Below are 15,064 nucleotides of genomic sequence, written 5' to 3' on the forward strand. Positions count from 1 at the left end.
TTTTTCGAAAGCGAATAGTCGCCTGAGCTCGAAAACGGAGAATGTGGCGTCAAGAGGTAAATAAAATTGTTGACTGAACAAAGTGGTCAACAATATTTACCGCATATACCGCCACTGCGGTGAGACCGGTCAGATCTGATGGCTGACCTGCACTTTGGAGGAGTACACATGAAAACCACCCTGACCTCGCTCGCCGTTGCGGCCTCGCTTCTGGCCGCACCCGCCGTTCAGGCCGCTGACAAGATGTTGCTGAAAACCCCGATTGCGTTTTCCACGGCGCTTCCGGGCCTTGGCTCGCCGATCCCGCGCGTGGCCGAGCAACTGGACCTGATGTCCGGCGGCACTTTGAAAATGAAAGTTTATGAGCCAGGAAAGCTGGTTCCGCCGTTTGAAATTCTGGACGCCGTATCCTCGGGTAAGATCAATTCGGGCTACACCACGGCGGGGTACTGGGCTGGCAAAATTCCCGCCGCTCCGCTGTTCTCGGCCGTGCCTTTCGGCCCGGAAGCTGGCGAATACATGGCATGGCTTTACTATGGCAACGGGCTGAGCCTGTATCAGGAGATGTATGATCAGGCCGGATTCAACGTCCATGTCATCCCCTGCGCGATCATCGCACCGGAAACCTCGGGCTGGTTCGCAAATGAAATCAACAGCCCCGAAGATCTGAATGGCCTGAAGATGCGCTTCTTCGGTCTGGGCGGTGAAGTTATGCAGAAGCTGGGCGTTGCCACGTCGCTGCTGCCTGGTGGTGAGATCTTCCCGGCGCTGGAAAAAGGCGCGATTGACGCGACTGAATTCTCGATGCCTGCCATCGATGCGCGTCTGGGGTTCCACAAACTGGTCAAGTACAACTACTTCCCCGGCTGGCACCAGCAGGCGACCGTGTTTGAACTGATGATCAACAAGGATGTGTGGAGCGAAGCCAGCGATCAGCACAAAGCGATCATCGAAAACGCATGTAAGGCGTCGATGGCGGACAGTTTTGCCGAAGGCGAGGCGATCCAGCACGCAGCACTGATCGACAACGTCGAAAACAACGACGTGCAGATCAAACAGTGGAACGACGAGATGCTGGCCACCTTCCGCACCACCTGGGAAGAGGTTGCCGCCGAACAGGCCGCTAATGACGAATTCTTCAACAAGGTTCTGACCGATATGAACGAATTCCGGGATGGCTATGCCGTATGGAAAGAAAACGCGTTCCTCCCTCGCAAGTGACCTGAGCACTTGCGCCTCCCTGGGGGCGGCTTATTTCGCCGCCCCCACCTTTCCCGACTTTCGTCATTTCCAAACTGACACGGGCGTATTCCCGCCCCGAAGCCTGCATCTTTAGGAGGAGACCATGGCTGAGACCAAGCGGACACATCACGACCCGATCGAAATCTACGAGGACATTCTTGAACACGATGAGCCTGACCGTCAGAAACTGGCAGTCGCCGTTGACGATGTGGTCAAGACCGTGGGTCACGTGGTCATGTGGGCCAACCTGTTGCTTGTTGCCGCCATCGTTTCGCAGGTAGCCCTGCGCTATCTGCTGAACCAGAACTACCCGAAGCTGGATGAAATCCAGTGGCATTTTTACGGTCTGGTCACGATGATCGGCATCTCTTATGCGCTGGTCACGGACAGCCATGTGCGCGTGGACCTGCTGCACATGCAACTCAGCCAGCGTGCCCGCCGGATTATCGAGATCATCGGGATCTTCACGCTGCTGGTGCCGTTCATCTGGCTGATGATCGATCAGGGCTATGACTATTTCTATGAAAGCTGGCGTGTAAACGAGTCGTCGGACAGCCCGACTGGTCTGCCTGCGCGTTGGGCCTTGAAGGGCGTGATCCCGGCCAGTTTCATTCTGCTGGCTCTGGCAGCAGGCGCGCGGCTTATCCACGACATCCACGCTCTGTTCATGAATTTGGATGAAGAGCGTCAGGGCAAGGGCCTGCGCCTGATCATCTGGGCGCTCTTGGGCTTCGCCGTCGTGGCGACCGCGTTGACCTTCCTGGTTGAGACGACCGAGGAAAAGCTGGTCATCGCCATGTTCCTGACCTTCATCGCGCTGTTGTTCACCGGTTTCCCGGTGGCGTGGACGCTGGCTGGCGTCGGGGTCGCGTATTGCGGACTGGCCTATCTGTTCGACAACGGAATGATGAATTGGACAGGTCTGGAGGAAACTCTGACCGGACTGGATTATCTGACGCTGGGCGCCGTGGTAAACCGTGTCTACGCCACGATGTCGAACGCGGTTCTGGTGGCCTTGCCGATGTTCATTTTCATGGGCCTGATGCTGGACGAATCCGGCGTGGCCGAGCGGCTGATGTCTTCGATGCAGCGCCTGTTCGGCACGGTGCGCGGCGGGCTGGCGATCACGGTGACAATGATTGGTATCATTCTTGCTGCTTCAACAGGCATCATCGGCGCCTCGGTTGTTTTGCTGGGTGTGTTGTCTCTGCCGTCGATGATGGAGCAGAAATACAGCCCCTCGCTGGCCGCCGGTGTGGTTAGCGCATCAGGCACGCTGGGTATCCTGATCCCGCCCTCGATCATGCTGGTGATCATGGCGGACCAGATGGCCCTGTCAGTTGGCGACCTGTTCATGGCCGCGGTGTTCCCCGGCGTGATCATCGGAGTGTTGTATCTGACTTACATCTTTGTGATCGCCCTGATCAAACGCGAAGTCGCTCCGGTGCCCGAAGGGGCGACCCGCCCGGATTGGGCGGCGGTCAAGGATGTGCTGATTGCTGTACTGCCGACCCTTGCCCTGATCCTTGCCGTGCTGGGTTCGATCTTTGCGGGCCTGACGACACCGACCGAAGCCTCGGGCGTGGGCGCATTGGGTGCGACGCTGCTGGCGCTGGGATATCGCAAACTGACGCTGGCAAAACTGATCAATGTTCTGAAAGCTACGTTCAACACCACCGCTTATATCTTTGCGATCTTCCTGGGTGCGACGGTGTTTTCCTATGTCCTGCGGGAACTGGGTGGCGATGCACTGATCGAAGACATGATCCACGGCACGGGTCTTGGTCCCAACGGCACTGTCTTCATGATCCTGTTCATCGTTTTTCTTCTGGGCTTTGTTCTGGATTGGATCGAGATCACCCTGATCGTTCTGCCCCTGATGCGCCCCATTGTGAACGGGCTGGGTCTGGATATCGAAGGCTTTGGCGTCATCGACGAACCGGCGCTGGTATGGTTTGTGATCCTTGTCGCGGTCACGCTGCAAACCTCGTTCCTGACGCCGCCCGTGGGGTTTGCACTGTTCTACCTGAAAGGCGTGTGCCCGCCTGAAATCAAGTTGACCGACATTTACAAAGGCATCGTTCCTTTTGTGATCCTGCAGTTGACCGGCCTGTTCTTCGTGTTCCTCTGGCCGCAACTGGCCACGTGGCTGCCTTCGGTGGCTTACTGAGGAGTTCCGGATGACCGATACCGATCTGATCAAGCGCTTTCAGGCCATTTGCGGGCGGCGTCATGTGCTGACAACCGCCCGCAGCACCCGCCGTTTTCGCCGGGGATTCAGATCGGGGGAAGGGGACGCGCTGGCGGTGGTGCGGCCTGCCACGTTGCTGGAACAATGGAAGGTGCTTGAGGCCTGTGTTGAGGCGGACAAGATCGTCATCATGCAGGCGGCCAACACCGGGCTGACCGAAGGCTCCACTCCAAAGGGGCGCTATGATCGCGATGTTGTGCTGATCAACACCCGCCGGATGGACGGCCTGCATCTGATAAACGAAGGCAAACAGGTTATCAGTTTACCCGGCTCGACCCTTTTCGCACTGGAAAAGTTGCTGGACCCGATCGGACGGCAACCGCATTCGGTGATCGGTTCGTCCTGTATCGGGGCGTCGGTTGTCGGGGGCGTGTGCAACAACTCGGGTGGGTCGCTGGTCGAACGTGGCCCATCCTATACCGAACTGTCGCTATTCGCGCGTATTGCGCAGGATGGAACGCTGGAGCTGGTCAATCATCTGGGCATCCACCTGGGCGACACGGTCGAAGAGATTCTGACTCGCTTGCAACAGGGCGACTTCGGGCCGGGCGATACTGAAACCGACAACCGAAAAGCCTCGGATACGGACTATGCCAGGCGTGTGCGGAATGTCGACGCGGATACACCGGCGCGCTTCAATGCCGATAAGTCGCGGCTCTACGAAGCGTCCGGTTGCGCCGGGAAACTGGCTGTTTTTGCAGTCCGGCTGGACACCTACCCGAAGAACAAAAATGCGCGCACATTCTATATTGGCGCAGTGGACACCGATGTTCTGACCGAACTGCGACGCCATATCCTGTCAGACTTCAAGACCTTGCCGGTCAGCGCTGAATACATGCACCAGGAGGTTTTCGATATCTCGGACCGATACGGCAAGGATACCATGGCTATGATCGACAAGCTGGGAACGGACCGGCTGCCGACTTTCTTTGCCATCAAGGGCGCGGTAGATGCGCGGCTTGAAGGTATTCCCGGTCTGACAAACTTCACCGACCGCTTCATGCAGTTCGCAATGCGATTCTGGCCGGATATCCTTCCGCAGCGGATGCGCGGGTTTCGCAAGCGATACCCGCACCACTTGATCCTGAAAATGCGCGACGGCGGTATCGACGAGGCCCGTGCCTTGCTCAGCGATATGGCGGGAAAGAAAAAGCTGGACTACTTCGAGTGTGATCCGCGTGAAGCGAAAATCGCGGGATTGCACCGTTTTGCAGCGGCTGGTGCCGCTATTCGTTACATGAAGGTACATGCGCATGAAGTTGAAGACATCATTGCGCTTGACATAGCGCTACGCCGCAATGACACCGACTGGTTCGAAGAATTGCCTTCGGAACTGGCCAAGCAACTTGTGGGCAAGCTTTATTATGGTCACTTCATGTGCCACGTTCTGCACCAGGACTATATTGTTAAGAAAGGTGCTGATCCCATAGCGATCAAAGCCGAGATGCTTAAGATCCTCGACCGCCGCGGCGCCGAATACCCGGCCGAGCACAATGTTGGCCATCTGTACCCCGCCAAACCCAATCTGGCTGATTTTTACAGATCTGTCGATCCCACGAACAGCATGAATCCGGGGATCGGCAGGATGTCCAGGAACAAGCATTATTCCTGATCCAGTTTCCAATGTTCTGCACACAGATGCCCTTAAATGTTTCGGGTATCAGCCTTTCTGTGCTGTAACGCCTGCCAAACCAGACCCTGAGCGTTTCTGGACAACTCGACTTCAATCTTAGGTTTCGGTTTTCAGTCAGGCTTAGGTCCCAATGTGGTCTTTGATCCGCCGGAGGAACTGACGTGAATTGCCGGTTCACAAGGCACGGAAACAGTGAGCATCCCGGGAATTGCTGGCGCAACAGAGGCAATAGACGCCGTTCTGACGTTTAGGCAAGTTGCACAAACCCATCACTATTCACTTGTTGAGACATGAAATTTCAGAACTGAAACTGAAGTGGCGAAAAAATTGCTCTTGAGTTCAGTCCTCCTCGTCGCGGTGGCTGTCCTCGGACTGATACCCGATCTGTCAGACGCACAATATGATCTTACGCTTGTCAATTTCGGGGCGGTGCAGCACGCGCACAGGTGCTTTCACTGCCACTAACGGTGGTGCTGGTCTTGATGACCATGGCGCGGGTAAGGTGGCGGAAAGAAGACAATCCGACCGACGGACTGGAAGACCGCAACGACGTGCGTATTCCCATCTCGCCAACCAAACCAACGCCGGGAGAGGCAACCGTGTCACAACTTATTGCTTCGCCTTTCGGCACCGTCATATTGTCGGAAATCTGCCACGAAAACGTGCTGGAACGGATGTTTGGCGAGAGCATGCCTAAAAGGCCGCCACGCAATCCGCGGTTACCAGCAGTGGGTGTCTATGAGATTTCAGTTGTCTTTATCCTGCTGATGGACTGGCCCGGTGTGCGTAAGGGTGACATCGAAGTGAAATACAGTAACGATACCTTGTCGATCTGCGCCGAAGCAAAGGGGCTGCAGCGGGATGATGGGCACTGGATTCTGCACGAACGCCGGATTGGCCGCTATGTGCGCGGAGTCAATCTGGTTCGCGCGATGGACCCTTCAAACATATCGGCCGGGTATACTGACGGGAATTTGCACCTGCCGATCAAGAAGCCCGCCAGTGATGTCGCAGATGCGGTCGACACTGTGAAAGGTTGAGCCAGCCATACTCCACCGGGGCGGAGTGGCCACCCCGGAAAGCGCGTACGCTGCTGCTATACCTGAGCTCTGGGTGCCGGGAAGAAGCTGTCTGGATGCATAATAATATCGAAATGGTGCATCCCCTTTTGCACGTCAAATGATACATCCCGACCGGCCTTGCGTAGTAGCGCAGCAAAATCCCGGCTTTGCCGGATAAATTCGCGTGTATCACGTTCGGCGACTGTGACGCGGGTGCGAACATCCGCTGGTGGCAGGTGATGGATCGGTGACAGGCTGGCGATATCTTTGTCGGTCAACTGCAGGGGTTTGTTGACCGATGTCTGCGCGATCGGCTCCAGATCATAGATGCCGCTGATCAGAACCAGGTCTCGGATCACCAAATCCGTCTGCTTCAGGTCTTCGCCAAATCGGTACAGTGCCATTGCCGCCAGATGCGCCCCGGCACTGTGGCCGGACAAAGTGATCCGGCCGGGGTCAAACCCCAGTTTCTCGGCCCGTTCTGCAAGCCACAACAGCGCCCGGCCGCATTCCGTGATCATCTCGTCCAGACGCGCTTTGGGGGCCAGTGTATAATTCAATGTTGCAAAGGCCTGACCCGCGCGAACCAGCGGCTTCGCGACCAAAGCTGACTCACGCTGGCTGAGCGCCTGCCAATACCCGCCGTGGACGAAAACGTGCAGCGGCGCGTTGGCTTCGCTTGCGGGAAAGAAATCCAAAATATTGGACTTGAGGTTCCCGTATTTCAGGTTTTCCAGCACTTCCAACTCGACACGTGCGGCTGCACTCATATCCGCGTAGGCCGCCAGATAATGAGAGATATCTCCGCCTACCATGACACTTGGTGAGTATTGTCTTTCCAGCTCGTCCGGGGAAAACCCGCGATAGGTCACTTCTTTTCTCCGCCCGCATAGAAAAGCTCGGAACGCATGTCGTACAAGTCGTGGAAGAACTTGAGCTCCAGCGCCTTTTTCAGGAAGGCGACACCGCTGGACCCGCCTGTGCCCGGTTGCATTCCGATAACCCGCTCAACGGCTGTTGCGTGGTCAAAGCGCCATCTTTGGAACAGTGTTTCGACATCCATCAGCTTTTCAGCCAGGGCATATAAGTCCCAATACTTGTCTTTGTTCCTGTAAACTTCGACCCAGATGTTCACGATGCGCGGATCACCCGCATATGGCTGGGAAAAATCCCGTTCGACAAGGTCCTGCGGAACATCGAAGCCCTGACGCGCCAGCATCATGATGACCTCGTCGTACAAAGACGGCTTGCTCAACGCGGCGTTCAGCTCCTCCATGACCTCGGGGTCGTGTTCATGAACCTTGAGCGTCGAGGTGTCCTTGTTGCCCAGAATGAACTCGATCTGGCGATAGCCATAGCTTTGGAATCCCGATGAACTTCCCAGCGCATCGCGGAACGTCATGTAGTCTGCCGGGGTCATGGTCAGCAGCGTTTCCCAGGCCGCAATCAGCTGACGCTGGATTGCCTTGATCCGATCAATGTTCTTGAGAGCGGGGCCAAAGGCGTCCTGGCGCAGAAAACGCCGGACTTCCACAAGTTGGTGATGCATCAGCTTCAGCCAAAGCTCGCTGACTTGGTGAATGATCACAAACAACAGCTCATCCGGTTCCGCAGGGTCCTGAAAGGTCTTCTGAATGCTCAGCAGGGTCTTGAGTTCCAGAAAGTCTCCGTAGCTGCTGCGGTGCTTGGTTGCGAAATCGGTAACCAGAGTGTCCTCGATGCCGCGCTTCAAAAGCCGCTGGTCCTTTTCCTCACTCGCCATTTTTGATCTCCTGAAAGCGGCGTTAACGCTATGCGTTTTCTATTCTTAACCTCTCTATGCCGACTTGGGCTGTGAGGCTACCGCGACATGCAGGGTCCGTTTCCTAATTGGCGTGATTAAGCCGCGTCGTTACGACCTATACGGGACGGTCCAATCCGAAGCCTAAATGAAACAGGAACCCGACCGTGTTTAAGGCCTGAATTTTGCGGTGCCACTTCAAAGTTGGGAGTTGGCTGGCGAGCGTGGACGACCTCGAAATTGAGGCTCCATGTCAACCGTTTAACCTGAGGTATCGGCGCGCCAGTTTTCTGGTGTTTTCCACAAATCGGCTGTTCCGATCTTCTGAGCCATCTTCGTGCAACCGGGTCGAAACCCAGCCTACATAAGTTGCCGATCTCAATGCCAGAAACAGATCAAGATGGTCCGTGTCAATCGGACGCTGTGATCGGTATCCGGCCAAAAGCGCAGCTTGCAGTTGATCATAATCGGGTTCCGCGAGGTTTTTGATCATACTTGTGGCGATGTCAAAAAGGCGAAAACCGAAACCGGAATCGTCAAAATCGATCAATGAGACCTGGCCATTCGCAATCATTACGTTCTCGCGCACCGGATCTGCATGGATCAGGCCATAGTCCAGTTCCGATTCAATGCGTTTCAAATCCCGCTCTGCCGTTTCACGGAAGCGCATGAACAGCGCTCGATCTTCATCGCCAAGCGTCGGGTTTTCCCAGAACGGGCCCCAAACGGGTTCCTGACCGACCAATCCCGGTCGGTCCCAGGACCAGCGCGAAAACCCTGCAGGGCGCTCCCACTCGTCGCTGATGGAGTGCAGGCGGGCCATTTCCCGGCCCAAGGAGTGGAAAAGGCCGATGCGGTCTTCGTGGTCGATCCCGGTTGTTGTCGACCCCAGTGGCCGCCCCGGCAACCAGGTCAGAACATCGACTTGCATGTTCTCAATGACCTCGAGAAAGTTGCCCCGGGTGCTGGCAATGGGTTCAGGTACCCCGACATGTTCTGCGGCCAACACACCCATCCATTCCAGTTCCGACCACAGTTCGGCATCTGTGCGATAGCCGGGACGATGCAATCGCAGCGCAAAGCTGCGTCCATCCAGCTGTACCTGATAAACGTGGTTTTCGCGGGCCGCTGCCAACGTGCAAACTGCGTCTTGAAACCCCCAAGGCGCCAGTGCCTTTTCTGCCGCGTCTATCATGAGCAAATCGGTGTTTCGGCCAGAACGTCGTCCAGTGTGTCAAACAGCAAGTCGGCATTCTCGACCGAGAAAGGCATCGGAGGGCGGATTTTCAGAGTGTTCTTGTGACGCCCCAGTTTGGAATGAATGATCCCACGCTGCCGCATTTCGTTGATCACCCGGTCCGTGAAGGCGCTGGCGGGTTCCTTGCTGTCCCGATCCAGCACCATTTCCGCTCCGAAGATCAGGCCCGAGCCGCGCACGTCGCCGATGAACTCGTACTTCCGGGCCAAAGCCCCCATGCGCGATTGGGCGTGTTTCCCGACCGTTCTGGCATTTTCCAGCAATTGCTTGTCTTCGATCTCTTCCAGCACGGCCATAGCCGCTGCGCACGAGACTGGGTTGCCGCCAAACGTATTGAAATAGCGATAGCCCTTGCGGAATTTGGTCAGTATTTCGGTGCGTGTGACGACACCACCCACCGGGTGACCATTGGCCATCGGCTTGCCAAGTGTCATGATATCCGGCACCGCGCCCATTTTCTGATGCGCCCACATATGGGTGCCGGTGCGGCCAAAACCGGATTGTACCTCGTCGCAAATCAGTAGCCCTCCGGCCTTGCGGACAACATCGGCGGCGGGCTTCAGCCAGCCATCGGGATGATCCGGAAAGCCTTCGTTCAGGAAGTAGGGGCAGACAATCAGGGCTGCAAACCCAAGACCGGACTTCTCATGTTCGGCGATTTGTTCGGCCACCGCATCCGCGAACCTGGCGCCGTCCGGGTCCGGGGTGCGAAAGCTGTCGGGCGCTTCGACAAAGCGGAAATACTGGCCCAGCCCAAAACCCACGGCGGGGATGTTCGATTTGCTCAACTGACTGACCAGCGAGGTGTTGCCGTGATAGGTCGCATCGGTTGCGATGATACCGCGCCTGCCAGTCATGCCCTCGGCCATGCGCAGGGCGATGTCATTGGCCTCGGAACCGGTGCAGGTCAGGATCGCCGTGTCCAGCGAGACATCCATTGTCCCGGTGAGCCTTTCTACATAATCAAGAATACCGTCATGCAGGTATCGCGTGTGCGTATTGAGCGTGCTTGCCTGTCGGCAGATCGCCTCGACCACGCGCGGGTTGCAGTGGCCCACATGTGGAACGTTGTTGTAGCAATCCAGGTATCTGCGCCCTTCGGCGTCCCACAGCCAGACGCCTTCGCCTTTCACGAAATGAACAGGCTCGTCATAAAAGGTCGAGACGTTGGGACCCAGCAGCCTGGTTCTGCGTTCGATCAGTTCTGCGGATTGTTCAGACAACATTTCAGAGCTTTATCCAGGCTGTTTTCAAGTCCACATATTTTTCAAGCGCGTGCAGTGATTTGTCGTGCCCGTTGCCGGATTGACGTACCCCGCCCAGCGGCACCGTCAGATCGGAACCGCCATAAGTATTCACATGCACGATACCCGCCCGCACGCCTGCCACCATGCGGTGCGCCCGGCTGAGGTTTGACGTCCAGACGCCTCCGGCCAGCCCGTATACAGTGGCATTGGCCAGGCGGATCGCTTCTTCCTCGTCCTTGAAGGGTGTCACCGCAAGAACCGGGCCGAATACCTCGTTCTGAAACAGGTTATCGGTCTCTTTCACACCCGCCATCACCGTCGGCGCCATATAGTAGCCGCCGGATTCGGTCAGGATACGGTAACCGCCGGTGCGGCGTTCGGCACCTTCAGCTTCGGCCCTGGTGACGAAGTCCAGATTGGCTTCCAGCTCGGGCAGGCTGTGAACGGCGCCGATCTGGCTGTTCAGATCCAGCGGATCACCCACGCGGAAACTCTCGGCGTGGCGCGAGATTTCGGCCACGAAGTCTTCATAGATGTCTTCCTGCACCAGCAGGCGAGACCCCGCAACGCAGACCTGTCCCGAGTTGCGGAAGATACCCGCTGCCGAAACCTTCGCGGCCTCGGCCAGATCGGGGGCATCGTTGAAGACGATGTTGGCGGATTTTCCGCCAAGTTCCAGATAGCAGCGTTTCAAGTTCGACCGTGCGGAATATTCCAGCAGACGGCGGCCTGTTGCGCCTGATCCTGTGAACACCATGATGTCCACGTCCATCGACAGCGCCAGCGCCTCGCCCACGACTGATCCGCGCCCCGTAACAACGTTGAACACGCCGTCCGGAACGCCTGCCGCAGCCGCAAGTTCGGCGATTTTCAGCAGGCTGAGAGAGGCGCTCTCTGCCGGTTTCAGAACAATGGAATTGCCCGAAGCCAGAGCAGGTGCGATCTTCCAGCTTCCGATCATCAGCGGAAAGTTCCAAGGCACGATTGCACCCACGACACCCACCGGAGCGTGGTGGATCAGTCCCAGTACGTCATGTCCGGTCGGGGCGACCTGACCGTAGACCTTGTCTATCGCCTCGGCATAATAGCGAAAGGTGCCAGCGGCCGAGAGCGCCTCGGCCTTATAGGCCATGTTGATCTCGGTTCCGTTGTCACGCACGCCCAGAACGGCGATCTCGAGTGCGTGGCTTTCGATGAGATCGGCCAGCTTCAGCAGCACTTTCTTGCGGCCAGCAGGCGACATACGGGACCAGCGGCCATCTTCGAACGCCAGGCGCGCGGCGTGCACCGCCGTGTCAACGTCCGAAAGCGTTCCCTCGGCAATGCGTGCCAGGGGCTGACCGTCGATGGGCGACAACACTTCCTGCTGCGCCCCGTTCTCTGCGGCCTGATAGGCACCATTGATGAAATGACCACGAGGGGAGATTTCCTGCGCGCGCAGCTCATCAATCGAGGTCTGGTCCATGAGGGTTATCCTTGCTGTGTCGAGTCTTCGTCGCCAATCGGCTGCGGTTTGATCCGTTCCTTGTGTTCCTTCACCAGCGTGCGGATATGCAGCAGAATGATGCCAAGGATCATTATGAACAGGATCGCTGCGATTGGCCTGTCAATGAAATCGAGCGGCGTTTTGACCCGCGCCATGGCGCTGCGCAGCTTGACCTCCATGATGCCGCCCAGAACCATGCCCAGAATGATCGGCACGATCGGCAGGTTCAGACGTTTTAGGATCAGACCAAACACTCCGAACCCTGCAGCGATGGCGCAGTCGGTGACCGAATTGCGCAGACTGAACACCCCGACAAAAGACAAAGTCAGGATCATGATGCCCAGGAACCGGGTCGGGATCTGAATGATCTTCAGCAGCAGATTTGTCGAGAACAAGAGAAAGACCAGAACGATCACGTTCAGCAGGATCAGCGACATGTACAGTGCCAGAACAAAATCCATCTGCTCGGCAAACAGTTGCGGCCCGGGGACCACGTTGTGGACATAAAAGACCGACAGCATCATCGCCGTCAGCGCCTCACCCGGGATACCCAACGCCAGCAAGGGGATCATTGCGGCACCTGGGACCGCATTGTTAGCAGCCTCAGATGCAACCAGACCTTCGGGAGAGCCATTGCCGAAAGCCTCCGGAGTTTTCGAGCTTTTCTGCGCATAGGTGTAGGACAGGAATTGCGAAGTGAATTCGCCGGTTCCGGGGATCATGCCCATCAGGACACCTAACGAAGACGACACCGTCGCGATGCGCTTGATGCCCAACAGTTCTTTGAGGCCGGCGAAGATGTTGCCTCGAACATGCGCCTCACCGGGCGCGTGTTCCTTGTCGACCAGAAGCAATAGGGCCTGGCTGATGGCAAACAAACCCAGCACAACGACAATAAGGTCGATCCCCGAGGACAACCAGCTTTGGTCAAACGTAAAGCGCTTGGTGTATTTGACGGGCTCCAGCCCGACCGTGTTCAGGAAGATGCCGAAGAAGGCCAGCATTGCCGCCGAAAATGTCTGGCCACGATGGGCCAGGATCACCAGAAGGATGCCCAGAAACGCGGCCAGAAAGATCTCGCGGCTGCCGAAATGCGGGGCGACCCATGCCAGAACCGGGGACAGGATGATCAGGCAGAGGATCGAGAAGATGCCGCCAAAGAAAGACGCGGAATAAGCCAGCGACAGCGCGCGATGGCCCTCGCCCCGCTTAGTCATTGGATAACCGTCATAGGTTGTCAGCGCATTCACTGCCGTGCCCGGCGTGTTGATCAGAATTGCAGGGATTGCGCCGCCGTACATCGATGAGCCGTAGATACCCAGCAGCAGGGTCAGACCAACAATAGGCTCGAAGGCGAACGTAGCAGGCAGCAGAATGGCGATGGCGACAGCCGCCCCGACGCCGGGCAGTGCGCCGATGATGACTCCGCCAACAGACCCGATGAGCAGTGCGATCAAAACCTGCCATTGGGCCAGAATTGCAAAGCCGGAAATCAGATTGTCCATAGCGGCCTCACAGATAGGTCAGGGCAAAGACGCGGACGGAGTCCGGAAGGAACTCGTAAACCCGACCTGCCGGGATATTCACCTGAAGAAATGCTCTGAAAAGAATAGCGACGCTGGCGCCGAACAGCAGTGAAATCCCGATTGCGCCCGGCGTTCGAAAACCGGTGCGCACGGCCAGAAAAGCGGCGAACAGCATGGTTGAGGGCAAGTACCCCAGCCACGGCACGGCCACCACGTAGATCAGGAAATAGACAACATATTCAAGAGACATGAGCCAGAAAGTAAGCTCTCTCCAGCGCCCGGGAATACGGGGGGAAACGGCTGAGCCGATCAGATGCAGGGCGCTGAAAATCACCATGCCCCATATGGCGATGGTCGGCCACAGCGACGGCTGCGCAAACCATTTGGTGCGCTTTACCAACTTTGTCTCGGTGCCCAACTGGCTGAGCAGGAACAACGAGAAGGCAAGGAAAAAGACGGCAAAGATGATGTCGCCAGGTCGGCGATACCTTCTGAACATGTCCTGAAGCGTTTTTGCAATCATCATGTCCCTCCCCGACATGCAACAAGGCGCGGGCTTTCCACCCGCGCCCTGTTAGGTGCTTATTCGCCCAGAATCTCTTCGATTTTCGCGAACGACGCTTTGTCCTGTTCGATTTGCGCATTTGACGCGTCAGGATCCTGCCAGTAGATCAACGCACCGGTCTCTTCAGCCAGCTTTTTGGCCTTGTCGGATTCCAACGCCTTTTGCGCGGCGGCAGTGATCTTTTCACGGGCATCTGCCGGAGTATCCTTGTGCACGAACAATCCGTTCCACAACGCAAGCGGCAGATCCGGGTTCATTTCGACAACCGTTGGTGTGTCCGGTACAAGCGAAATACGTTCGCCACCGATGCTGGCCAGGATGTTCACGTTGTCGAGGCAGGGCAGCACGAGTTGCAGCGTGGTATTGATGACGTCCACGTCACCTGACGCCAATGTGTTGCAGTCCAGCGCGTCGAACGCCGCTTCGCTTGCAAAGTCGAAGCCGCTGCTGACCGCAGCCGCAAACGTAACCTGCGTGGGCGGCAGGACCGAGCCGAAATGGCCAAGCGCCACATCGTTTTCCTTGCCATATGCAACAAGTTCGCCCCAATTCGAGAATGGCGCATCTTTGCTGGATGCGATCACGAACGGATAGGTCAGGAAAATTCCGATAGGGTCGAATGGATTCGGGTTCAGCTCCGGGATTCCGATCTCGGGCCCGATGACCGGAACGCCAATAACGAATGAACCGATGGTGTAGCCATCCGCCGGAGCCGTTGCGACCTCAACCGCGCCGGGGAAGGGGCCGCCGCCGCCGCCGGGTTTGTTCACTACCGCAGCGGGAACACCGTACATGGCCTGGAATTCATCCGCGATCATCCGGGTCAACACGTCTTCCAGATCGCCCGGAGGCCACGGAACCACAAAGGTCACCGGCTTTTCCGGGTATTCAGCAAGTGCTGCTGTTGCAGAGGCTGCAAAAACGGCAGCGGTTAGAAATTTTTTCATTGACGCCTCCCTGGCTGGTTCATTATTTGAACCGAAGTAACAACAATAATGTTGCTTTGTTAAATGCT

Annotated in this window: 12 protein-coding genes; 4 read left to right on the forward strand and 8 right to left on the reverse strand. The window is 57.0% G+C overall.

The window, feature by feature from the left end; translation table 11 throughout:
* Positions 1-168 precede the first annotated feature (168 nt).
* From ACR0JW_RS15005 to ACR0JW_RS15020, 4 genes are all read left to right on the forward strand, one after another.
* Positions 169-1,221, forward strand: coding sequence for a TRAP transporter substrate-binding protein (locus ACR0JW_RS15005; protein WP_170611325.1), 1,053 nt, complete (start codon positions 169-171; stop codon positions 1,219-1,221).
* A gap of 124 nt (positions 1,222-1,345) precedes the next feature.
* Positions 1,346-3,412, forward strand: coding sequence for a TRAP transporter large permease subunit (locus ACR0JW_RS15010; RefSeq protein ID WP_170611323.1), 2,067 nt, complete (start codon positions 1,346-1,348; stop codon positions 3,410-3,412).
* Positions 3,413-3,422: 10 nt separating this feature from the next.
* Positions 3,423-5,105 (forward strand): D-lactate dehydrogenase, encoded by a 1,683-nt coding sequence (gene dld, locus ACR0JW_RS15015; protein ID WP_170681269.1) that lies wholly within the window; start codon positions 3,423-3,425, stop codon positions 5,103-5,105.
* A 509-nt stretch (positions 5,106-5,614) separates the two neighbouring features.
* Entirely contained in the window at positions 5,615-6,166 is a 552-nt protein-coding gene (locus tag ACR0JW_RS15020; protein WP_480714130.1) for an Hsp20/alpha crystallin family protein, read from the forward strand.
* Positions 6,167-6,222: 56 nt separating this feature from the next.
* Here ACR0JW_RS15020 and ACR0JW_RS15025 read toward each other — a convergent pair whose 3' ends face one another.
* The 8 genes from ACR0JW_RS15025 to ACR0JW_RS15060 all read right to left on the reverse strand — a co-directional run bounded on the left by ACR0JW_RS15025 (position 6,223) and on the right by ACR0JW_RS15060 (position 14,996).
* Positions 6,223-7,059 (reverse strand): alpha/beta hydrolase, encoded by an 837-nt coding sequence (locus ACR0JW_RS15025; RefSeq protein ID WP_170681273.1) that lies wholly within the window; start codon positions 7,057-7,059, stop codon positions 6,223-6,225.
* Entirely contained in the window at positions 7,056-7,949 is an 894-nt protein-coding gene (locus ACR0JW_RS15030; RefSeq protein WP_170681275.1) for a tryptophan 2,3-dioxygenase, read from the reverse strand. Before ACR0JW_RS15030 ends, ACR0JW_RS15025 begins: the two co-directional genes overlap by 4 nt.
* Before the next feature lie 271 nt (positions 7,950-8,220).
* Positions 8,221-9,162, reverse strand: coding sequence for a phosphotransferase (locus ACR0JW_RS15035; RefSeq protein WP_170681277.1), 942 nt, complete (start codon positions 9,160-9,162; stop codon positions 8,221-8,223).
* Positions 9,159-10,451, reverse strand: coding sequence for an aspartate aminotransferase family protein (locus ACR0JW_RS15040; protein WP_480714131.1), 1,293 nt, complete (start codon positions 10,449-10,451; stop codon positions 9,159-9,161). Before ACR0JW_RS15040 ends, ACR0JW_RS15035 begins: the two co-directional genes overlap by 4 nt.
* 1 nt (position 10,452) lies before the next feature.
* The gene (locus tag ACR0JW_RS15045) at positions 10,453-11,937 is read right to left on the reverse strand and encodes an aldehyde dehydrogenase (protein WP_170681281.1); all 1,485 of its coding nucleotides are present in this window, start codon (positions 11,935-11,937) and stop codon (positions 10,453-10,455) included.
* Between the two features lie 5 nt (positions 11,938-11,942).
* Complete coding sequence (locus tag ACR0JW_RS15050) at positions 11,943-13,463, reverse strand: tripartite tricarboxylate transporter permease (RefSeq protein WP_170611302.1); 1,521 nt, start codon at positions 13,461-13,463, stop codon at positions 11,943-11,945.
* A 7-nt stretch (positions 13,464-13,470) separates the two neighbouring features.
* Positions 13,471-14,010 (reverse strand): tripartite tricarboxylate transporter TctB family protein, encoded by a 540-nt coding sequence (locus ACR0JW_RS15055; RefSeq protein ID WP_480714132.1) that lies wholly within the window; start codon positions 14,008-14,010, stop codon positions 13,471-13,473.
* 56 nt (positions 14,011-14,066) lie between these two features.
* On the reverse strand, positions 14,067-14,996 hold the full coding sequence (locus tag ACR0JW_RS15060) for a tripartite tricarboxylate transporter substrate binding protein (RefSeq protein WP_170681283.1): 930 nt from the start codon (positions 14,994-14,996) through the stop codon (positions 14,067-14,069).
* Positions 14,997-15,064 lie beyond the last annotated feature (68 nt).

Source organism: Ruegeria sp. BG6 (genome assembly GCF_056538465.1).

Coding starts and splice junctions, on each gene's coding strand:
- ACR0JW_RS15005 (WP_170611325.1), top strand. CDS start 169: ATGAAAACCACCCTGACCTCGCTCGCCGTTGCGGCCTCGCTTCTGGCC.
- ACR0JW_RS15010 (WP_170611323.1), top strand. CDS start 1,346: ATGGCTGAGACCAAGCGGACACATCACGACCCGATCGAAATCTACGAG.
- dld (WP_170681269.1), top strand. CDS start 3,423: ATGACCGATACCGATCTGATCAAGCGCTTTCAGGCCATTTGCGGGCGG.
- ACR0JW_RS15020 (WP_480714130.1), top strand. CDS start 5,615: ATGGCGCGGGTAAGGTGGCGGAAAGAAGACAATCCGACCGACGGACTG.
- ACR0JW_RS15030 (WP_170681275.1), bottom strand. CDS start 7,949: ATGGCGAGTGAGGAAAAGGACCAGCGGCTTTTGAAGCGCGGCATCGAG.
- ACR0JW_RS15035 (WP_170681277.1), bottom strand. CDS start 9,162: ATGATAGACGCGGCAGAAAAGGCACTGGCGCCTTGGGGGTTTCAAGAC.
- ACR0JW_RS15040 (WP_480714131.1), bottom strand. CDS start 10,451: ATGTTGTCTGAACAATCCGCAGAACTGATCGAACGCAGAACCAGGCTG.
- ACR0JW_RS15045 (WP_170681281.1), bottom strand. CDS start 11,937: ATGGACCAGACCTCGATTGATGAGCTGCGCGCGCAGGAAATCTCCCCT.
- ACR0JW_RS15050 (WP_170611302.1), bottom strand. CDS start 13,463: ATGGACAATCTGATTTCCGGCTTTGCAATTCTGGCCCAATGGCAGGTT.
- ACR0JW_RS15055 (WP_480714132.1), bottom strand. CDS start 14,010: ATGATGATTGCAAAAACGCTTCAGGACATGTTCAGAAGGTATCGCCGA.
- ACR0JW_RS15060 (WP_170681283.1), bottom strand. CDS start 14,996: ATGAAAAAATTTCTAACCGCTGCCGTTTTTGCAGCCTCTGCAACAGCA.